Origin of the sequence: Bradyrhizobium manausense (genome assembly GCF_018130615.1) — a bacterium.
Lineage (GTDB): Bacteria > Pseudomonadota > Alphaproteobacteria > Rhizobiales > Xanthobacteraceae > Bradyrhizobium > Bradyrhizobium manausense_A.
Genome location: NZ_JAFCKB010000007.1, coordinates 255,937 through 276,126 on the forward strand (window position 1 = coordinate 255,937; position 20,190 = coordinate 276,126).

Here is a 20,190-nt window from a genome sequence, read left to right on the forward strand (position 1 = left end):
TAGTGCCCCGTCCCAGAAAGGCACCGCTCACAAAATAATAACGCGGGCCAGGAGCCCGCGTTATTGAAAACTCAGTCTTGAAATATCGGCAAGATCAGCGCGGTCCGCGCGGACCTGCACCGGGGCCGCCACGGCCACCGCGCTCGCCGCCGGGGCCAGCACCGAACACCGGCTTCGGCTTCATCGGCAGCAGGCCTTCGCGCTGCAGCTTCTTGCGGGCCAGCTTGCGCGCGCGGCGCACGGCTTCGGCCTTTTCGCGGGCCTTCTTCTCGGAGGGCTTCTCGTAGTGACCGCGGAGCTTCATCTCGCGGAAAATGCCCTCGCGCTGCATCTTCTTCTTCAGCGCCTTGAGGGCTTGGTCGACATTGTTATCGCGAACGAGAACCTGCACGCGGCATCCTCTTCAGTGGATCGGATTTGAATTCTGGTAAGTCAAAGGGGATGGCAAAAAGCGCAAGCCCTTAACCTTGAGGGCGCGGATGTATCAGACAAAACCCTGGATGTCCACCTGCCAAGCGGGATTTCGGGCCAAGTTCAGCCACTAAATGCGGCGAAAATGCCCCCTTGCGGCCCTGATTTGGGAGAATCGGCGCTAAGAAGGGCCGTAGCGGACATTGTTCCGGAATCTTTGAAATCAGGGGAGATGCCACATGGACATGAAGAAATATGCTGCCGAGGCCATCGGCACGTTTTGGCTCACATTCGCAGGCTGCGGCAGCGCGGTGATTGCAGCCGGCTTTCCGCAAGTCGGTATCGGCCTGGTCGGCGTGTCCCTGGCCTTCGGGTTGAGCGTCGTCACCATGGCCTATGCGATCGGCCATATCTCGGGCTGCCATCTCAATCCGGCCGTCACGGTCGGCCTTGCCGCCGGCGGGCGGTTTCCGGCCGGCCAGATCCTGCCTTATGTCATCGCGCAGGTCTGTGGTGCGATCGTCGCCGCCGAGCTGCTTTATGTGATCGCCAGCGGTGCGCCGGGATTCGACGTCACCAAGGGCTTTGCCTCCAACGGCTATGACGCGCATTCGCCCGGCCAGTACAGCATGATCGCCTGCTTCGTCACCGAGGTGGTGATGACGATGATGTTCCTGTTCGTCATCATGGGCGCGACCCACGGCCGCGCGCCCGCGGGTTTCGCGCCGCTCGCGATCGGGCTTGCGCTGGTGATGATCCATCTCGTCAGCATCCCCGTCACCAACACGTCGGTGAACCCGGCGCGCAGCACGGGGCCTGCGCTGTTCGTCGGTGGTTGGGCGCTGTCGCAGCTCTGGCTGTTCTGGGTTGCGCCGCTGATCGGCGGCGCACTGGGCGGGGTGATCTATCGCTGGCTCAGCGAGGAGCCCGCAGGCGTCGTCGTGGGCGCGAAGACGGCGTGATGATGCACAGGGATCGCAGCTTTGCTGCGGTCCCCTCACTTGCTCTTTGACGGCCGGACTTCGGTGACGTGGCCCATCTTGCGGCCGGGGCGCGGCGCGCCCTTCCCGTAGATGTGGACGGTCGCGCCGGGCACGCTCAGCCAGCTCTCGTAATCGTTGATCTCGTCGCCGATCAGGTTGGTCATGGTGACGACCTCGCCGTGACGCACCGGCTTGCCGAGCGGCCAGCCGGCAATGGCGCGGATGTGCTGCTCGAACTGAGAGACCGACGCGCCGTCGAGCGTCCAATGTCCGGAATTGTGCACGCGCGGAGCGATCTCGTTGACCAGCACCTTCGATCCGCCGCCGTTCGCGAGCACGAACATCTCCACGGCCAGTACGCCGACATAGTCAAGCGCGGTCGCGATCTTGCCGGCGATGCTGCGCGCCTCTTCGGCGAGCCCATCCGGGATCGGCGCGGGCGCGCGGGAGATCTTCAGAATGTGGTCGCGATGCTCGTTCTCGGTGACGTCGAAGCATTCGACCTGGCCCGATGCAGCACGCGCCGCGATCACGGAGATCTCGCGCTCGTACGGGATGAAGGCTTCCAGGATCGCCGATTTGGTGGCGAGGCTGGTCCAGACCTTCGCGATGTCGTCGCCCTCGCGGATGATGGCCTGGCCCTTGCCGTCATAGCCGAACCGGCGGGTCTTCAGCACGGCGGGGAGGCCGATCTTGACGATCGCCTCGCGCAGCGATGCGACTGACGTCACGTCCGCATAGGCTGCGGTGCCGATGCCGAGCCGGGTGACGAAATCCTTCTCGGCGAGCCGGTCCTGAGTGGTCTCGAGGATCTTGCGGTTGGGCAGCACCGGGCGGCGCGCGTCCAGCACCATGGCGGCTGCCGCCGGAACGTTCTCGAATTCGTAGGTGATGACGTCGACGTCGTGGGCGAACAGCTCGAGCGCCTCGACGTCGGCATATTCGGCGCAGGTCGCGTTCAGCACGACGTCGAAGGCCGGCGAATCCGGATCGGGCGAGAACACCTGGCAGCGCAGGCCGAGCCGTGCCGCAGCCATGGCCAGCATCCGTCCGAGTTGTCCGCCGCCGAGGATTCCGATGGTGTCGCCGGGCTTCAGCTTCACCTGCTTTGCGTCAGTCACGCCTTGTCCTCCGGGCGCTCGGCAACGGCCTCAGTCTGCGCCTTGCGCCAGGCGGCCAGGCGGTCGGACAGGGCCTGATCGGACAGCGCCAGCACGGACGCCGCGAGCAGCGCCGCGTTGATCGCGCCGGCTTTGCCGATCGCAAGGGTGCCGACCGGAATGCCGGCGGGCATCTGGACGATCGAATAGAGCGAATCGATGCCCTTGAGTGTCCTGGACTCGACCGGCACGCCGAATACCGGCAGTTCCGTCAGCGCAGCGGCCATGCCGGGCAGATGCGCAGCGCCGCCAGCGCCGGCGATAATGACCTTGAAGCCGGCCGACTTGGCGCCCTTGGCGAAGGCAAACAACCGGTCGGGGGTGCGGTGGGCCGAAACGATGCGGGTGTCGGAGGCGACGCCGAGGGCTGCAAGCGTGTCGGCAGCGTGCCGCATCGTCTCCCAGTCCGACTGGCTTCCCATGATGATGGCGATCGGCGCGGTCATGACGTCAATTGTGCTCGGAAAACAGAAAGATAGGCCAGATTAACGGTTCCGGCCGGCGGCTCGCAAGGCGGTGGCAAGGAGAAGGGAATGCACTATCCTGTCTTGGTGAATCCCCGCAAGCCTTCATTGAGCAGGATGCCCATGAAGAAACCAAAAAGGGCGACCGCCGCGAAGGCCAAAAAGGGCCGAAAAACCAGCGGAAGCCGAACGAAAACCGCACCCAAGCGGCTCGCGGCTGTGGCGGGGCGCCGTGCGTTCGCCGGCGCGGCCAAAGCCACGAACAAGGACACCAGCAAGGCGATCATCCGTGGCCTGCGGACCAAGCTGACGCAGGCGCTGCGGCGCGTCGCCGAGCTCGAGGCCGCGGCCGACACCGATTTCCTGCTGGACATTCCGAACCGGCGCGGCTTCGAGCGCGAGCTTCACCGCGCCATCGCCTACATGAAGCGCTACCGCGCCAGCGGCGCACTGATCGTGCTCGACGTCGACCGGCTGAAGCCGATCAACGATTCCTTCGGCCACGCCGCCGGAGACGAGGTGTTGAAGTCGATCGCCGCGACCCTGGCGCGGCAGATCCGCGCCTCGGACGTGGTCGGCCGTCTCGGCGGCGACGAGTTTGCTCTGCTGTTGTGGAATCTCAGCGAGACCGATGCGAAGGCGAAGGCAGCTGTCTTCGAGCAGGCGATCGACGATTTGTCGTTCACCTTTCGCGGCCAGCACGTGACCGCGGGCGCCTCCGCCGGTGTTGCACCGCTCGGCGCGCAATCCGATTCCGCCCGCGCACTGGAGGAGGCCGATGCCGCCATGTATGTGCGCAAGGCACAAAGGCGGCACGAGCCGCGGATCAGGCTCGTGAGCAGCTGACTCTATAGCGTGGCCAGATCTTCCGGCACGTTGCCGAATTTGCGCAGCAGCGTGGCGTCGCCGAATTCGCCGGTCATGGGATCTCCACTGCGGCTGAATGCGACCGCGCCGATATGGCCGGCTCCGTGCGCCAGCGCCTCGGCGCGCCGCAGCGCGGCTGTCGAGCTCTGGCATTCCTCCGCGGCGCCCGCGACGGGCGATCCGTCGGCATCGATCAGGAAGGGCATTGCAACGTAGTAGGTCACATCTGACATGGCGTTGCTCCGGTGATCAAAACTATGCGGCGCTGCCCTTGCCTCGCGTCCAGCTGCGCGAGGTCTCGGGAATGCAGCCGGCCGAAATCGCTGCCTGCAGCTCTTCCAGCTCGGCCTCCAGATATTCGTTGGCCATGATCAGCGCCTTGATGGTGCTGCGCAGATTGCCGTCGCACATCGCGATCGCCTGATCGCAGGCTTGTTCGTAATAGCTGTTGTCCAAAAGGGCAGTTGCCGACATCTGCATTGTCCTCGCGGGGGTTGCTTGGGGCGTTTCTCGGGGCGTTCCTTGGGGGCCTTCCTCGGGCGATTTCTGGGCCGTTGGAGTAATTAAATGTTCCTATTTTGTTCTTATTGAGTCAAGCGGATTCAAGCGCGGCAGACCGCGACCGCTGTGGATCAGGCGATAATGTCGGGCGTGATCTGGTCTTCGATGAAGGCGATACGGTCGCGCAACAACAGCTTGCGCTTCTTCAACCGCTGCAACCGCAACAGGTCGGGGGCGGGCGATTGATGCAGTGCATCGATCGCCGCATCGAGATCTCGGTGTTCCTGCTGCAACCGGGTGAGCTCGGCTTCGAGCTCACGCTCGTCTTCATGGGTCATGTCTGCGGTGGCCGAAAACCGATAGGCTTGAGATTAAGGCTGTGGATGCCCTGTGGAAATTATCGTCCTTGCGCGGCGTGACCGCAAGCGATCTACGGCCTTCGCTCACCGCTCTCTCGCAAGATATTGCAACGATTCGCAGCAGTGTCGCGCAAGCACATTGATATCATGGATTTTTCGCCGCGTGGTTCCTTACTCACGGTTCGTTACATATGAATTTTCAAAAATGACGGTGCGACGACGGATACCCATCGACAGAACGAATCGGTGATGTACACTTCCTCGTCCGGATCGAATCCAAGGTTCACCCCTACCGAGGAGGTTTCGAATGACAATTCAGGCACATCTGGTTGAATTGGAACGGAAGCACAAAACTCTCGAAAACGAATTGCACGAAGCTCTCGTGCACCTTTCAACAGACGACCTGCAAATTGTTGAGTTGAAGCGCCGCAAATTGATGGTCAAGGACCAGATCGAGCGTCTGAAGCAAACCGGCGACACGCTTCACTAGTAACCCCCGTAACAGCGTAGAGTTTGATCATATCCTTTCAGGCAGGGATGAGAGCCTTTGCACTCATCCCTGGCTGTAGGGTGCGCGCTGCGCGATGATGGTCGCGATTGCGTCGGTCTTGCTCGGACGCCGCCTGAAAACGCTCCCTAGATTTCCGCGAGCTCCGCGACGTGGTCGGCGATCGCAAGCGACGATGTCAGTCCCGGCGATTCGATGCCGAACAGATTGACCAGTCCTGCGACGCCATGGTCGCGCGGACCCTGCATCAGAAAATCCTGCGTGGCCACGGCCGGCGGCACGATCTTCGGGCGGATGCCCGAATAGCTCGGCATCAGCGCGCCGTCGGGCAGCGCCGGCCAGTATTTGCGGATTGCCGGGTAGAAGCGCTCGGCGCGTGACGGATCGACTTCATAGTCGATGGTCTCGATCCATTCGACGTCGGGGCCGAAGCGCGCCTGTCCTGCCATGTCCAGCGTCAAATGGACGCCGAGCCCGCCGGGCTCAGGCACGGGATAGATCAGGCGCGAGAACGGGGCGCGCGCGTTGCAGCTGAAATAATTACCTTTGGCGAGATAGGCCGGCGGAATCCGGTCGACCGGCATGCCGTCGATGTGACGCGCTACGGTCGTGGCCGAAAGCCCCGCAGCGTTGACGAGCAGACCGCATTGCAGTGTCATCGGCGCTTCGCCGCCGGTTTCGATCTCGATCATTCCGGCGTCGGCCTTGGCGCGGATCAGCGGCGTGTGAAACGCAAAGGCGGCGCCGGCGTCCTCGGCCTCGCCGCGCAGCGAGAGCATGTAGGCATGGCTGTCGATGATGCCGGTCGACGGCGACAGCAGCGCGGCGTCGCAGGCCAGCGCCGGCTCCAGCGCACGCGCGGCCTCGCCCGAGAGCAGCTGCATGTCGAGCACACCATTGGCCTCGGCATGCGCCTTGATCGATTGCAGCTTCTCGGTTTCCTTCGCATTGGTCGCGACGATCAGCTTGCCGCAGTTCTTGTGCGGGATGCCGCGCTCGCCGCAATAGCGATACAGCGCTTGCTTGCCGCCGACGCACATCCGCGCCATCCAGCTTCCGGCGCGGTAATAGATCCCGGCGTGGATCACTTCGCTGTTGCGCGAGGAGGTGACGGTGCCGATGGCCTCGGCCTGCTCCAGCACGATCACCTCGCGCCCGGCCTGCGCGAGCCTCCTTGCCACCGCGAGCCCGACGACGCCGGCTCCGATGACGACGCAGTCGACCTTATCCATGTTTGTGCAGAAGTCCCGCTGAAGGTGCCGGGGGCGCCGGTTTGCTTGGGAAACGTGCCGCGCGACCATTTTCCGTTAAGGAAGCATTTATCATGTCAGGGCAATTGCCGTAATTCACGTCACATTTTTCTGTTGGGCGTACAGGCGTTTACCCGATCCAAACCCGTGAAGCCAGACAATCCGCAGTTGAAATCGCGGGTGGCTGATGGCTGAGAAGAACTGGCACGAAGGCAGCATGCTTCCGATTGCTGTGCAGGCCGTCGTGTGCCTGGCCAGCGCGGTCGCGCCTTCGCGTGCCTATGCGAACAGCCTCATTCCGCCGAGTCATCTTGGCGATGTCGACCCCAATCTGGCCTGGGAAGCCCTGATCGGGGGCGTTGTCATCTGCGCGTTTCTGGTCGCCATCGCGCTGTGGATCCATTCCGCGCTGCGCCGGAGCAAGCGTTCGCAATTGCGGCGCAACGCCTTCGTCTCCTCCGCCATGAACAATCTCAACCAGGGCGTGGTGATGACGGATGCGCAGCGGCGCATCATTTTCTGCAACGACCGCTATCTGGAGATCTACGGCCTGACGCGGTCGGACCTCCGGGCCGGCATGAACGGTCACGAACTCCTCGAGCTCCGACGCAAGCGCGGGGTGCTGGGCGCCTCCGACGACGAATTTTTCGACAAGGCGTCGAGCTCCAATGGCCTGATCACGGAACTGCCGGACGGACGGGCTATCCTCGTGAAATATTTCGTGCTGCCGAACGGCGGCTCGGTGGCGACGCATCTGGACGTCAGCGAACAGCGCAGGCTGTCGCGACAGCTCGCTTCCACCAAGCAATTCCTGGAATCGGTGCTGGACCACGTGCCGGCCTGCGTGGCCGCCAAGAACATCGAGGACGGCTGCTATATCTTCGCGAACAGCGCCTATGAGCGGTTCTGGGGATTGTCGCGGGACTTTGCCGTCGGCAGGAACGCGCGGGAGCTGTTTGGACCCGGCTCGGCGGCCAGCATCGAGGCGGCCGACCGGGCAGCGCTCGATTCGCCGGACGGCCAGTACCGCAATGAGTTCGAGGTCGATCGTGCCGGCGCGCGGCGCATGGTCGCCTCGATCCGCATCGTGGTTCGCAACGAGAGCAACAAGCCAGAATTTCTGCTGGTGGTGTTCGAGGACATCACCGATCGGCAGTCGCTGTCGCAGGAGCTGGAGAGCACCAAGAAATTCCTCGAGCTCGTGGTCGACAACATCCCGGTGGCGCTGATCGTGGAGCAGGTCAAGGATGGCCGCTATCTGCTCGCCAACCGCAGCGCCGAGACGATCCTCAATCGCAGGCGCGAGGAAGCCACCGGCCTGACCGCCTCCGACATCTTCAATGCCAAGGAAGCCAAGCTGATCATCGCGCGCGACGAAGCCGCGATCAAGAAACGCGGGATGATCACCGAGGAGCATCCGATCTCCACCAAGGACGGCCTGCGCCTGTTCCTGACCCGCCGTGCCACGGTGCTCAACGACGCCGGCGAGCCGCAATATCTGATCAAGACCCACGAGGACGTCACCAACCGCCGGCAGACCGAGTCGCGCATGGCGCACATGGCCTACCATGACGGCCTCACCGACCTGCCGAACCGTGCCGCCTTCCTTCAGGCGCTCAACCAGATGATCGAGGCCTGCGAGGGGACCGACGAGGAATTCGCGGTCCTTTGCGTCGATCTCGACGGCCTCAAGGAAGTCAACGACGTGTTCGGCCATGCGCTGGGCGACAAGCTGTTGGTCGAGGTGGCCCAGCGGCTCCAGGACACCGCACGCGGCGGCCTGGTGGCGCGTCTTTCCGGCGACGAATTCGGCCTGATCATCGACGGCAAGCAGCCCGACGTGGGCCTCGCGCTGGCCCAGCAGCTTGGCGAGGCGCTGGCCCCGGAATTCCACATCGACGGCCGCGCTGTCCGTGCCGGCATCACCACGGGCATGTCGATCTTCCCGCACAACGGCCCCGACGGCGCCGCGCTGCTCGCCAATGCCGGTGCGGCTCTGTTCCGCGCCAAGCAAAAATCGCGCGGCACGATCAGCCTCTACCAGCCTGAGATGGACCAGCAGATCCGCGACCGCCGCGTGCTGCACCAGGACCTGTCGAAGGCAATCAAGAACGGCGAGCTGTCGCTTGCCTTCCAGCCGCAGGGGATCGCGCGCAACAGCGTCGCCGAGAGCGAGATCATCGGCTTCGAGGCCCTGGCACGCTGGCAGCACCCGGTGCGCGGCCAGGTCTCGCCGGCCGAATTCATCCCGATCGCGGAAGAAAGCGGCCTGATCGTCGAGATGGGCGAATGGATACTGCGGGAGGCCTGCCGCGAGGCGGCGTCGTGGCCGAAGCCGCTCCAGGTCGCGGTCAATCTGTCGCCGGCGCAGTTCATGCACGGCGACGTGGTCGGGCTCGTCCATTCGATCCTGATCGAGACCGGGCTAGCGCCCGGCCGGCTCGAGCTCGAAATCACCGAGGGCGTGCTGATCGAGGATTTTGATCGCGGCCTGGCGTTGCTGCGCCGGCTGAAGGCGCTGGGCGTCCGCATCTCGATGGACGATTTCGGCAGCGGCTATTCCTCGCTGAGCTATCTGCAGGCATTCCCGTTCGACAAGATCAAGATCGACCGCGCCTTCATCATCAATCTCGGCCGCAACCCGCAATCGGCGGCGATCGTCCGCGCCGTGATCGACCTCGGTCACGGCCTCGAAATGTCGATCATCGCCGAGGGCGTCGAGACGATCGACCAGCTCGCCTTCCTCGCCAGGGAAGGCTGTGACGGCGTGCAGGGCTATCTGCTCGGCAAGCCGCTTCCGATCGGGCAATATGCCGGCCTCGTCGGCCGCGTCGAGGCCTTGGAGCTTGCGCTCAAGACCGGCTAAAGCGTCGTCAAGCGAAGTAGCGGCCGGTTCACGTCAAGAAAACGCGTCGAAATAGCAATCAAGGGCCCCGTTCCGATTTCATCGGAACGGAAATGGTTCTAGTGATGGAGCGCTTCGCTCCCATTCGACGGTCTCATGGCGCACTACGATCTCGCGATCATCGGCGGCGGCCTGAACGGCGTCAGTCTCGCCCGCGATGCCGCCGGCCGCGGGCTGCGGGTGATCCTGATAGAGCAGGGCGATCTGGCCGCTGCCGCCTCGTCGGCGACGCCACGATTGATCCATGGCGACTTGGCGGTGCTGGAGCGGCGCGGCTTCCGGCGGGTGCGCCGGGCGCTGGCCGAACGCCGGACCTGGCTCAGAATCGCGCCGCATCTGGTGCGGCCGATGCGCTTCGTGATCCCCGCCCATTCCGACGAGCGTCCGCCATGGTTGTTGCGTGCGGGCCTGTATGTTTACGACGCTCTCACGAACCGCGGCGGCCTCTCGGGATCGACGACCCTCGACATCACGCATCATCCGGTCGGCAACGCGCTGAAGCGTCCGTTCGGTATCGCCTTTGAATACGCCGATTGCGTCGTCGACGATTCGCGCCTGGTGGTGCTCACGGCGCTGGATGCCGCCGAGCGCGGCGCCGCGATCCGCACTGGCGCGCGTTGCGTGCGCGCCGACAGAACCGACATCTGGCGACTCGCTCTGGTCGATCGCGGCCATCGCCGAGTGATCACGGCGAATGCGCTCGCCAATGCCACCGGCGGCTGGACGTCGATGGTTGCGGAGACCGTGCTGCGGCAGCCGCGGCCGCCGATGGTGGCGATGCAGATGAGCCAGATCGTCGTGCCGAGGCTGTTTGAATCCGACAACGTCTATGTGTTCCAGAACAATGATGGTCGGCTGATTTTTGCCAGCCCGTTCGAGCGGGATTTCACGCTGGTTGGCACGGTCACGCGCGACTTCATCGGCGATCCCGCGATCGTCGCGATGCCGGGGGCCGACGTCAGCTATCTCTGCGACGCCGCGAGCCGCTATTTCCGCGAGCGCGTTGCTCCGACCGACGTGGTGCGCACGGCTTCCGGCGTCAATCTGACGCTCGCGTCCGCGCGGCGGCGCGACGGGACGACGTTGTTTCATGCGCGCCGGCGCAAAGCGCCGCTGCTCACCATGTTCGGCGGCGACGTCACGACCTCGCGCTTTCGCGCCGAGCGGGCAGTGACGCGGCTGACGCCGTTCTATCCGATGTCGCGACCTTGGACTGCCGGCGCAGCATTGCCGGGAGGAGATTTCGCCTGGGATCGTTTCGAGACCGAAGTCGATCACGCCTGCCATCGTTGGCGCTTTCTCTCTGAACCGCAGGCCCGGCGCCTGGTTGCGGCCTACGGCACGCGATTGCCGGCCGTGCTGGGCGAGGCGAAGACGCGGGACGAGCTCGGCCCGGGCTTTGGTCCCGAGCTGACCGGCGTCGAGGTGCGTTATCTCATGGCCCGCGAATGGGCGCGCTTCCCCGAGGACATCCTGTGGCGGCGTTCCAAGCTCGGCCTGACCATGCCCGCGGGGGACCGCGACGCACTGGCTGTGTTCATGGCGGATCCGCCTCGAACCGGTTGAGCAAAGCACGATCCGCCGCTAGCGTGCGGCGGCATCGGGGTTGGCAGGGACCATGACGGACGAATTGCCCAAAACGGACGCCGTGGCTGGAGACAGTCAGCCGACTGGGGGTGAGCCGCTGCTGCGGATCGAGAACGTGGCGAAGAGATTCGGGACGTTCCGTGCCGTGGACGGCGTGTCGCTCGACATCAAGGCCGGCGAGTTTTTTGCGCTGCTGGGTCCGAGCGGCTGCGGCAAGACCACGCTGCTGCGCATGCTCGCGGGCTTCGAAGCTCCCGATGAAGGGCGCATCCTGCTCGGCGGCAAGGATATCGCGCAGGCGCTGCCGCATGAGCGGCCGATCAACATGATGTTCCAGAATTACGCGCTGTTTCCGCATTTGTCGGTGCGCGACAACATTGCCTTCGGCCTCAAGCGCGCCGGTATGGGGCGCGCCGATATCGCGACGCGCGTCGCGGAGATGATCGCGCTGGTAAAGCTCGAGGGACTGGAGAAGCGCAAGCCCGACCAGCTTTCCGGCGGCCAGCGACAGCGCGTCGCGCTGGCCCGCGCGCTGGCGCGCCGGCCGCAATTGTTGCTGCTCGACGAGCCGCTCGCCGCCCTCGACAAGAAGCTGCGCGAGAGCACGCAAGGCGAGCTGATGGAGCTGCAGCGCCGTCTCGGAATGACCTTCATCATCGTTACCCACGACCAGGAGGAGGCGATGACGATGGCTGATAGAATCGGCGTGATGAACGCCGGCAAGCTCGTCCAGGTCGCTGGCCCCCGTGAGCTCTATGAGGCGCCGCGGTCACGCTGGATCGCGGAGTTCGTCGGCGACATCAATCTGTTCGACGCCGAGTCCAAATTGCGAGACGGTCATCGCCTGGTCGTTGGCACGCGCGATGCTGGCACGCTGGTGGTGGCCGAGCCGCGCCAGCCCGTCGGTGAAAGCCGATTTTCGGTCGCGATCCGCCCCGAGAAGATCAAGCTGTCGCGTCGTGGCCCCGTGAGCGAAGCCGGTCGTGAAGCCGCGATCAACCGGCTCGACGGCGTGATCGCCGACATCTGCTATCTCGGCGGCACCACCACCTACAAGGTGAAGCTCGATTCCGGCGGCCTGGTGCAGGCGTCCGTCGCCAACAGCGCGCGCCTCGATGTCGATGCCTACAGCCTGAACCAGCATGTCGTGGCCTGGTTTACGCCCGACGACTGCGTGGTGCTGCCGTCATGAGCGCCCGCCGGATTTTCGCGCGACCGGCGCGCTTCGCCGCGATCGCGCCCTATGTCTGGATGGTGCTGTTCTTCCTGGTGCCGTTCGGCTTCGTGCTGAAGATCAGCCTGTCGCAAACTGCGATCGCGCAGCCGCCTTACGAGCCGGTGTTCGACCTGACGGCGGGATGGACGGCGATCCGGGCGGCCTTTGCCGCGCTCTCGATCGACAATTTCAGACTGCTCACCTCGGACGACCTTTATGTGTTCGCCTACCTGCGCAGTCTCATCGTTGCCGTCACGGCGACCGCCTTGTTGCTGCTGATCGGCTATCCCATCGCCTATGGCATGGCGCGACTGCCGAAGCGCTGGCAGGCGGTGGCGATGGTGCTGGTGATCGTGCCGTTCTGGACCTCGTTCCTGATCCGCATCTATGCCTGGATCAACATCCTCCAGCACGACGGCCTGCTCAATCAGATCCTGCTGGCGCTGAATCTGGTTGGCGAGCCCGTGGTGTGGCTCTCCACGGACACTGCGATGTATATCGGCATCGTCTATTCCTATCTGCCGTTCATGATCCTGCCGCTTTACGCCACGCTCGCCAAGATGGAGCCGGCACTGGAGGAGGCAGCCGGCGATCTCGGCGCGCCACCCTGGCAGGTGTTCTGGCTGGTGACGTTCCCGTTGTCGCTGCCGGGCGTCGGCGCCGGCGTGCTCTTGTGCTTCATCCCGATCGTCGGCGAGTTCGTGATCCCGGATCTTCTGGCCGGCTCCAATTCGCTGATGATCGGCCAGACGCTGTGGCTGGAATTCTTCACCAATAAGGACTGGCCGGTTGCCTCGAGCGCCGCGATCGTGCTGCTCGTGGTGCTGCTGCTGCCGCTTCTGCTCTACGAGCGGCTGCAGCGGCGGCAGCTGGAGGAGCGGTGAGATGCGCCAGTTCTCCCGCCTGTCCCGTTTCAATGTCGCCTCGCTCGCGCTGGGGCTCGCCTTCCTTTACTTGCCGATCCTCATTCTCGTCATCTACTCCTTCAACGCCTCGCGGCTGGTGACGGTGTGGGGTGGCTGGTCGCTGCGCTGGTATCACGAGTTCTTTGCCGACAGCGCCATGATCGAGGCCTCCTGGATGAGCCTGCGGGTCGCGACCACGTCTGCGACCATCGCCACGCTGCTCGGCACGCTCGCCGCGGTGGCGCTGTCGCGCGGCGAACGCTTTCGCGGCCGCACGTTGTTCTCCGGCATGCTCTATGCGCCGCTAGTGATGCCGGAGGTGATCACGGGCCTGTCGCTTCTGCTGCTGTTCGTGGCGCTGAACGCCGAGCGCGGCTTCTGGACGGTGACGATCGCCCACACCACGCTGACGATGTGCTTCGTCGCCGTGGTCGTGCAGTCGCGCCTCGGCTCGCTCGACCGCTCGCTGGAGGAGGCGGCGATGGATTTGGGCTGCGCGCCCGTCCGCGCCTTCCTGTCGGTGACGCTGCCGCTGATCGCGCCTGCGATCGTCGCCGGATGGATGCTTGCCTTCACGCTCTCGCTCGACGATCTCGTGATCGCGAGCTTCACCACGGGGCCGGGGTCGGCAACCTTGCCGATCCGGATCTATTCAGAGGTGCGGCTGGGCGTGAAGCCGGAGATCAACGCGATTTCCACGCTGGTGATCGCCCTGATCGCAGTCGTCATCGTCATCGCCTCGCTTGCCTCGAAATTGTCGAGCTCGCAGGGCGAGAGCGCCGCCCCGCTGTAGGGAGGAACGGATCATGATGTTCGCCTATCAGATACTGGTCCATACGCCGCCTTGGGTCTGGATCCTGTTCGCCTACCTGGTCTGGCAGGGCATCAAGGCGATGCAGCCGCGCAAGGCGCCGATCTGGCGTGCGCTGATCGTGCCGGTCGTTTTCATCGTGTGGGGAATCTCGCGGATCGGATTCGGACAACAGGCCAACGCCTGGCCGCTCGTCGCGTGGATCGCGGCAGCGCTCGTGCTCCTGCCGCTCGGCGTACTGACGCCGCGTCCGTTCGATGTCGATCACAAGACGGGCGAGATCATCCGCCCCGGCAGCGCGTTTGCGCTGGTCCGCAATCTGATCGTGTTCTCGCTGCAATATGCCGTCGGTGTGATCTCGGCGATCGATGCCGGCGACCGTGCGCTCGCAATCATCGTTGGCCGCGCCATCTCGGGCGCGACCGCCGGCTACTTCTTCGGCTCGATGATCGCGCTCCTGATTGCCTACCGCAGGAAGCGCGCAGCCGATGCTTGAAGCTTGAGCATGGTCTATTCGGAAAACCGCGTCACGCTTTTCCGGACCATGCTCTAGGACTTCACGGCACCCGCCGTCAGACCGCCCACCATGTAGCGGCGGAAGGCGTAATAGACCGCGGCCGGCGGCAGCGCGTAGATGAAGCCGGTGGTCATCAACAGCTCCCAGGGCGAATCGTCGGCGGCGAGGAAGTTGCCGAGTGCGACGGGAAGCGTGATCTCGCGGTCGTTCGAGAGCAGCAGGAACGCATAGAGATATTCGTTCCAGGCGAGCAGCACCGCATAGGTGCCGATCGCGACCAGCGAGGGCATCATCAGAGGCAGGTACACCAGGCGGAAGATCTGCAGCGTGGTGGCGCCGTCCATCACCGCGGCTTCATCCAGCTCGACCGGGAGCTTGTCGGAGGCCTGCTTGAGCACCCAGATCGCGTAAGGGCTGGCGATCGTCACCATCGCCAGGATCAGCGACCAGTGATTGTTGAGCAGGCCGTAATTGCCCATGGTGCGGTACATCGGCACGGCGAGGAATGCCGCGGGGATGAAATAGGTGAACAGCGCGAGGTTCAGCACCATGCGACCGCCCGGCACTTTGAGCCGCGAGATCGAGAATGCCGCGGACGTGGCGATGAACAGCGTCAGCACGCCGACCGAAGCCGCGATCAGCGTCGAATTCCAGAACTGGACGTAGAAGTCGCGCAGGAAATAGTGCTGCTGCTTGAACACGATCTCGAAGTTGTGCAGCGTCGGATGATCCGGCCACAGCTTGCCCGAGAACGCATCTTCCTTCGGGGAGATCGCGAACAGGAACATGTGGTAGATCGGAATCATCGTCCACAGGAAGACGGGAATGCCGATCAGCAGCAACCGGGCTTCGGTCGCGACGTCGCGCCAGGAAAACTCGCTTACGCCGGGAAGCTTCATCGCGACAACCGTTTCATCATGAAGTACACGAGCGGCAGGACGAACGGCATCGCGCAGACGATGGAAGCCATCGCGAGCGAGAGCTGGTCGAGCCGGAGATAGCGGATGCCGAGCGTCGACAGCACATGCGTGAGGTCGGCCGGACCACCGCCGGTGAGCAGATAGACGCTGTTGAAGTCACCGAGCGTCCAGATCATCGAGAGCAGTGTGCAGGTCACGTAGAGCGTCTGCATCGACGGCCAGGTGATGAAGCGGAATTTCTGCCACCAGCTGGCGCCGTCGACCTCGGCGGCCTCGAACAGGTCGTGCGAGATCGCGAGACGTCCGGTGATCAGGATCAGCGTCCAGAACGGCAGCGACTTCCAGATGTGCACGGCGATCGCCATGGTCAGCGCCACGGTGGGATCGTTCAGCCAGTTCGGACCGTCGTCGCCGGTGAAGGAAAAGATGAAATGGTTCACCATGCCCCATTCGGGGTTGAGCATGAAGCGTACCGACAGGATGGTCGGGATCGACGGCACCGCCCAGGGCAGGATGAAGATCACCGAGAGCCATTTGATCCAGGGGCGCTGCTGCGCGAAGAAGCCGGACAGGAACAGCGCGATCAGCATCTTGATGTTGATGCCGATGACCAGGAAGATCAGCGTGTTGACCGCGGCGCGCGCGAAGATCGGGTCGTTATAGAGCGCGACATAGTTCGACGGCGCCCGCGCCAGCCACAGCCCGTAGCAGACGGGATAGACGACGAAGGCGAGAAAAACGAGCAGATAGGGCGCAAGCAGCACGATGCCCCACACCTGCGCCGGGGTCAGCCGCGGCGACAAGGGCGGAGCGGGGATCGACTGATCGCCAGAGAGCGTGATCGCCATTCTTTGGGACTCTTTGAAAGGACTTCCGGCCGCACGAGGCGGCCGGTGTTAGCGCTTTGCCTCTCCCCGCGCCAGCGGAGAGAGGAAGAAAGAGAACTTAGCCTGCAACCTGCTTGATGCGGGCGATCAGCTCGTCGACGGCCTTGTCGACCGGGACCTTCTCGCTGACGACCCGGTTCATGGCCTTCGCCCACACGTTCTCGTTGTTCAGGATCGTGAACTTCCAGTTCTTGGTGAAGTCGAACGGGGCGGTGCCGCCGGTGAACTGGGCATAAACCGCTTTGCGGTGCTTGTCAGCCTGCCAGAACGGGCTGGCCTGGCTTTCCTTGGTCACCGGGAACCAGCGGCCGAGCGCGCCCTCGATATAGGGACGGACGTTCTCCTCCTGCAGCAGGAAGCTGATGAACTGCTTGGCCTCGGCCTTGTTCTTCGCTGCGGTGAAGATCAGCCCGGTCTTGACGTCGGAGCGATAGCGAATGGTTGAACCATCCGGCGCCTTCGGGAAGGACGCGGTGATGATGTCCTGCTCATAAGCCTTCTTGCCGGCGTCGCGCTGCTCCTGGGTGAGGGCCTGATTCTGCGAGTCCTCGTACCACTTCGCCGCGATCGAGATCGTGAAATTGTGGGTCATCACGATCGTCTTGTTGTGGAAGGCGACGTTGTTGTCCGGATCCTTCCAGGTCGTCGAGGACGGCGGGGTGCAGCCCTTGATGTAGGTGTCGGTGTAGTCCTTCATCGCCTTGATTAGGCCGTCGCGGACCTTGGGGTCGTCGACCAGAAGCTTGCCGTCGTCATCGACCAGCTTGACGTGATAGGCGTCCATGAAAGTGTAGAACGACTGGAAGGCGTCGGTGGATTCGACACCCATCGGCTGGCCGACGGCGTAGATCCGCTGGCCGGTGGCCTTGCGGATCGCCGGCTGCACCTTGTCGCACCAGAAGGTCCAGTAGCCTTCCCAATCATTCGGGATGTCGCTCTGCTTGAAGCCCGCCTTCTCCAGCATGTCGTTCCAGATCTGGACGTGCATGCTCTGCTGCTTCAGCGGGAAGCCGTAATAGGCCTTCTTCTTGGTGACGTCGTTATAGAGGATCGAGGCGTCCAGCGTGTTCTGCACGAACCGACCCTTGATCGGCTCCATGACATCCGTGAGGTCCTCGAGCTTGCCCTCGTAGGCCCACTTGCCCTGCGCCTGCACGTCATAGGAATCGGAATAGGCGACGTCGGGCACGGTGCCGGCGTCGAGCGCGGCGACCGTCTTCGGAATCATGTCCTGAATCGCGTACTGCGACAATTCGACCTTGATGCCGGTCTTGGCTTCGAACTTCTTGATCGTCTCGAGCAGCGCATCGTCTTCGGAGCGGTAGAAGCCCTTGCCCCACCAGACCGTAATTGTCTTCTGCTGCGCAAAGGCGGGTGCAGTGGCCGCGAACAGCCCAACCGCAGCGACCGCCAATGATACTGCGCCAATAACCTTGGATCTCACGTTTTTCTCCCTCAAACGGCCGGTGTTTTTAACCGGTCGTATAAAACACTAGCCCATGCCCGCTATCCGATCTAGCGCCATGTTGTCAGACCTAGGTCGAGGGGTGCCGGGCTCTCGGAGATGCTTAATGCGCGCATCGATCCAATCACCGCATCAATTCCCGGCAATCAATTCGCCTCTTGCGTTCCGGCCTCGACCGACCATTCGCTCCCGACATACCTGCTCGCCGCCAGCGAAAGACCTGCCTGCTGGAGGCCTCTGCGGAACGCTCTTGCGCCGCTGCGCGCGCGAGCCATCAGCGTTTCCCCTTTGGGCCGATCGCCTCAGCGGAACGAGGCTTGCCATGTCCGCTCGTCCGGGATGGCGAGCGCCATGCCTCGAGGAGCATCTCGAGAAACTGGCTGGCATGAGGCGATAGCGTCGCTCCGCGCCTGCGCACGATTCCGATCGTTCGCGACACCTCCGGCTCGATCAGCCGAACGGTGTGAATGATCGGATGGCCGGCGGCGGGCGTCGCGAGCCTCGGCAGCACGGCGATGCCCAGTCCCGCTTCGACCAGGCCGAGCGAGCCGGAGAGGTGAGCGACTTCATAGGACCAGTTCAGCTGCAGGCCCTGTCGCGCCAGCGCATTGTCGATCAACGCGCGGTTGCCGCTGTTGCGACCGACAGTGATGACCCGGTGCGATACGATCTCCGACCAGCTGACCTGTTTGCGCGATGCCAGCGGATGATCATGGCGGCAGGCCAGGACGAAAGGATCCTCGACCAGTTTCTCAAATTCGATTTCGGCATGCGAAGCGCCGATGAAATTGATGCCGAAGTCGACTTCTCCGCGCGCGACCGCCTCCAATCCCTCATTGGCACCGATGTCCAGAATCCGGATGCGAATGCGGGGATACGCTTCGGCAAACCGGCCGATCGCATGCGGCAGGAAGTAGAACACCGCCGTCGGCACTGCAGCCACCGAGACCAAACCCGAACTCCGCGCGCCGATATCATGGATGGCGAGCACCGAGGTCTCGAACTCGTCGATGAGGCGGCGCACCTTCGGAAGGAAGTCGCGGCCGGTCATGGTGAGATTGACGTGACGCGTCGAGCGTTCGAGCAACGGCGCACCGAGACTTTCTTCCAGCTTCTGAATGCGTCGACTGAGCGCCGGCTGAGACAGGTTCAGCGCCTTGGCGGTCCGCACGAAGCTTCCCGTCTCCGCGACGGTGATGAATGCCTTGAGGTCGAGCAGCTCTGCGTTCATGGGCTCGCTCCATTATGTCGATAAGCGGAATAATACCTCAGATATTTGCATTTCACAAAATAGTTGAGAGCGAGGATGTTCTGGCTCGGACGAAGATGTCGCCGAACGGAACAGCTCCATGAACGATCAGATTGCCATTCCCTGTGTGGTCATGCGCGGGGGGACCTCACGGGGCCCGTTTTTCCTGGCCCGCGATCTTCCCGCCGACCCCGGCCTGCGCGATGCACTTCTGTTGTCCGTGATGGGAAGCGGACACGACCTCGGGATCGATGGAATCGGCGGCGGCAATGCCGTCATCAACAAGGTCGCGATCGTCGGACCGGCATCGGTCCCGGGCGCCGACGTCGACTATTTGTTTGCCCAGGTGCGCGTTCGGGAAGGGATCGTCGATACGTCACCGAACTGCGGAAACATGCTGGCGGCCGTAGGGCCGTTCGCAATTGAAGCCGGCTTGGTCGCGGCCGCCGGCGATCGCACCCATATACGCATCCACAACGTCAACACCGGCAAGCTGATTGATGCGACGGTTGCCACTCCCCGAGGGCGGGTGACCTATGAGGGCGAGGCGCGGATCGACGGTGTGCCGGGAACGGCGGCACCCATCGAACTGTCGTTCCCGAACGCGGCCGGCGCGCGCACCGGTCGCCTCCTTCCCACGGGACGGCCGGTCGATCGCATCGACGGGATCGACGTGACCTGCATCGACGCGGCCATGCCGGTCATGCTGGTCCGCGCGGCGGATATCGGCTGCAGCGGCCGTGAGGCACCGTCGGATTTCACCGACAGCTGCTTCCGCGCGCGTCTCGAACATCTGCGCATCGAGGCCGGTCGCCTCATGGGCTTTCCAAATTCGGCGGCAATGGTGATCCCGAAACCGGTTCTGATCGCGCCTGCAAACGAGGCGACGCTGAACGTCAGGTACTTCATGCCGCACGACTGCCATGGCGCGCTCGCGGTGACCGGCGCCGTCGCGATCGCGACGGCCTGTATCACGGCAGGGACGATTGCCGCAGAGACGGTGGGGCCGCTGGCTCTGCCGGCGCCGATCACGCTGGCCCATCCGTCCGGCCAACTCGTGGTTCGGCTGGAGCCGGGTCCGGTCGCCCGGGTGCAGCGGACAGCCCGGCGAATTTTCGAGGGGCACGTCTTCGCCCGCCGATCGCACCTGCCGCAATCGGTACTGGCGGCCTGACGCCGGACCGCCTTCGAAGCCTTCAATAATCAGACCCAAGGGAGAAACGAG

The 20,190-nt window shown here is 63.8% G+C and carries 21 protein-coding genes; 10 read left to right on the forward strand and 11 right to left on the reverse strand.

The window, feature by feature from the left end:
- Positions 1 to 94 precede the first annotated feature (94 nt).
- Positions 95 to 391, reverse strand: a complete 297-nt coding sequence (gene rpsU, locus JQ587_RS16355) for a 30S ribosomal protein S21 (RefSeq protein ID WP_027545547.1) — start codon at positions 389 to 391, stop codon at positions 95 to 97.
- 259 nt (positions 392 to 650) lie between these two features.
- Here rpsU and aqpZ point away from each other — a divergent pair, with 259 nt between their 5' ends.
- Positions 651 to 1,373 carry an aquaporin Z gene (aqpZ, locus tag JQ587_RS16360; RefSeq protein WP_212298210.1) on the forward strand — a complete coding sequence of 241 codons (723 nt, stop codon included), beginning with the start codon at positions 651 to 653 and terminating at the stop codon, positions 1,371 to 1,373.
- A 35-nt stretch (positions 1,374 to 1,408) separates the two neighbouring features.
- On the opposite strand, the gene JQ587_RS16365 is transcribed toward aqpZ, so the two are convergent.
- Together JQ587_RS16365 and purE are read right to left on the reverse strand one after the other, a co-directional pair.
- Positions 1,409 to 2,515, reverse strand: coding sequence for a 5-(carboxyamino)imidazole ribonucleotide synthase (locus JQ587_RS16365; protein WP_212425948.1), 1,107 nt, complete (start codon positions 2,513 to 2,515; stop codon positions 1,409 to 1,411).
- Positions 2,512 to 3,000: a 5-(carboxyamino)imidazole ribonucleotide mutase gene (purE, locus tag JQ587_RS16370; RefSeq protein WP_212298208.1), complete on the reverse strand. Its 489-nt coding sequence runs from the start codon at positions 2,998 to 3,000 to the stop codon at positions 2,512 to 2,514. The genes JQ587_RS16365 and purE overlap by 4 nt, the downstream gene beginning before the upstream one ends.
- A 141-nt stretch (positions 3,001 to 3,141) precedes the next feature.
- Between purE and JQ587_RS16375 the strand changes: the two genes are divergently transcribed.
- Positions 3,142 to 3,864: a GGDEF domain-containing protein gene (locus JQ587_RS16375; protein ID WP_212425949.1), complete on the forward strand. Its 723-nt coding sequence runs from the start codon at positions 3,142 to 3,144 to the stop codon at positions 3,862 to 3,864.
- Positions 3,865 to 3,866: 2 nt separating this feature from the next.
- On the opposite strand, the gene JQ587_RS16380 is transcribed toward JQ587_RS16375, so the two are convergent.
- The 3 genes from JQ587_RS16380 to JQ587_RS16390 all read right to left on the reverse strand — a co-directional run bounded on the left by JQ587_RS16380 (position 3,867) and on the right by JQ587_RS16390 (position 4,724).
- Positions 3,867 to 4,118 carry a hypothetical protein gene (locus JQ587_RS16380; protein ID WP_148753968.1) on the reverse strand — a complete coding sequence of 84 codons (252 nt, stop codon included), beginning with the start codon at positions 4,116 to 4,118 and terminating at the stop codon, positions 3,867 to 3,869.
- 22 nt (positions 4,119 to 4,140) lie between these two features.
- The gene (locus JQ587_RS16385; protein ID WP_212425950.1) at positions 4,141 to 4,359 is read right to left on the reverse strand and encodes a hypothetical protein; all 219 of its coding nucleotides are present in this window, start codon (positions 4,357 to 4,359) and stop codon (positions 4,141 to 4,143) included.
- Positions 4,360 to 4,517: 158 nt separating this feature from the next.
- Positions 4,518 to 4,724 carry a YdcH family protein gene (locus tag JQ587_RS16390; RefSeq protein WP_018641547.1) on the reverse strand — a complete coding sequence of 69 codons (207 nt, stop codon included), beginning with the start codon at positions 4,722 to 4,724 and terminating at the stop codon, positions 4,518 to 4,520.
- 328 nt (positions 4,725 to 5,052) lie between these two features.
- Between JQ587_RS16390 and JQ587_RS16395 the strand changes: the two genes are divergently transcribed.
- Positions 5,053 to 5,235 carry a YdcH family protein gene (locus JQ587_RS16395; RefSeq protein WP_057757317.1) on the forward strand — a complete coding sequence of 61 codons (183 nt, stop codon included), beginning with the start codon at positions 5,053 to 5,055 and terminating at the stop codon, positions 5,233 to 5,235.
- 146 nt (positions 5,236 to 5,381) lie between these two features.
- Here the strand turns inward: JQ587_RS16395 and JQ587_RS16400 are convergent, their stop codons facing one another.
- On the reverse strand, positions 5,382 to 6,485 hold the full coding sequence (locus JQ587_RS16400) for an NAD(P)/FAD-dependent oxidoreductase (RefSeq protein WP_212425951.1): 1,104 nt from the start codon (positions 6,483 to 6,485) through the stop codon (positions 5,382 to 5,384).
- 205 nt (positions 6,486 to 6,690) lie between these two features.
- Between JQ587_RS16400 and JQ587_RS16405 the strand changes: the two genes are divergently transcribed.
- The 6 genes from JQ587_RS16405 (at position 6,691) to JQ587_RS16430 (ending at position 14,423) form a co-directional block, all read left to right on the forward strand.
- Positions 6,691 to 9,369 (forward strand): sensor domain-containing protein, encoded by a 2,679-nt coding sequence (locus JQ587_RS16405; protein ID WP_212425952.1) that lies wholly within the window; start codon positions 6,691 to 6,693, stop codon positions 9,367 to 9,369.
- Positions 9,370 to 9,504: 135 nt separating this feature from the next.
- Positions 9,505 to 10,974 (forward strand): glycerol-3-phosphate dehydrogenase, encoded by a 1,470-nt coding sequence (locus tag JQ587_RS16410; RefSeq protein WP_212425953.1) that lies wholly within the window; start codon positions 9,505 to 9,507, stop codon positions 10,972 to 10,974.
- A 52-nt stretch (positions 10,975 to 11,026) separates the two neighbouring features.
- Positions 11,027 to 12,187 (forward strand): ABC transporter ATP-binding protein, encoded by a 1,161-nt coding sequence (locus tag JQ587_RS16415; protein ID WP_212425954.1) that lies wholly within the window; start codon positions 11,027 to 11,029, stop codon positions 12,185 to 12,187.
- The gene (locus JQ587_RS16420) at positions 12,184 to 13,095 is read left to right on the forward strand and encodes an ABC transporter permease (RefSeq protein ID WP_212425955.1); all 912 of its coding nucleotides are present in this window, start codon (positions 12,184 to 12,186) and stop codon (positions 13,093 to 13,095) included. The genes JQ587_RS16415 and JQ587_RS16420 overlap by 4 nt, the downstream gene beginning before the upstream one ends.
- Before the next feature lies 1 nt (position 13,096).
- Positions 13,097 to 13,909 (forward strand): ABC transporter permease, encoded by an 813-nt coding sequence (locus JQ587_RS16425; RefSeq protein WP_212425956.1) that lies wholly within the window; start codon positions 13,097 to 13,099, stop codon positions 13,907 to 13,909.
- Between the two features lie 13 nt (positions 13,910 to 13,922).
- A complete protein-coding gene (locus tag JQ587_RS16430) occupies positions 13,923 to 14,423 on the forward strand; it encodes a DUF6622 family protein (RefSeq protein ID WP_212425957.1) in 501 nt (166 codons plus the stop codon).
- Between the two features lie 53 nt (positions 14,424 to 14,476).
- On the opposite strand, the gene JQ587_RS16435 is transcribed toward JQ587_RS16430, so the two are convergent.
- The 4 genes from JQ587_RS16435 to JQ587_RS16450 form a co-directional block, all read right to left on the reverse strand.
- A complete protein-coding gene (locus JQ587_RS16435; protein ID WP_212298198.1) occupies positions 14,477 to 15,343 on the reverse strand; it encodes a carbohydrate ABC transporter permease in 867 nt (288 codons plus the stop codon).
- Positions 15,340 to 16,212, reverse strand: a complete 873-nt coding sequence (locus JQ587_RS16440; RefSeq protein WP_212298197.1) for a carbohydrate ABC transporter permease — start codon at positions 16,210 to 16,212, stop codon at positions 15,340 to 15,342. Before JQ587_RS16440 ends, JQ587_RS16435 begins: the two co-directional genes overlap by 4 nt.
- Before the next feature lie 97 nt (positions 16,213 to 16,309).
- Positions 16,310 to 17,695: an ABC transporter substrate-binding protein gene (locus JQ587_RS16445; RefSeq protein WP_212298196.1), complete on the reverse strand. Its 1,386-nt coding sequence runs from the start codon at positions 17,693 to 17,695 to the stop codon at positions 16,310 to 16,312.
- A 295-nt stretch (positions 17,696 to 17,990) separates the two neighbouring features.
- Positions 17,991 to 18,947: a LysR family transcriptional regulator gene (locus tag JQ587_RS16450; RefSeq protein ID WP_212425958.1), complete on the reverse strand. Its 957-nt coding sequence runs from the start codon at positions 18,945 to 18,947 to the stop codon at positions 17,991 to 17,993.
- 118 nt (positions 18,948 to 19,065) lie between these two features.
- On the opposite strand from JQ587_RS16450, the gene JQ587_RS16455 reads away from it, so the two are divergent.
- Positions 19,066 to 20,139, forward strand: a complete 1,074-nt coding sequence (locus JQ587_RS16455; protein WP_212425959.1) for a 4-oxalomesaconate tautomerase — start codon at positions 19,066 to 19,068, stop codon at positions 20,137 to 20,139.
- Positions 20,140 to 20,190 lie beyond the last annotated feature (51 nt).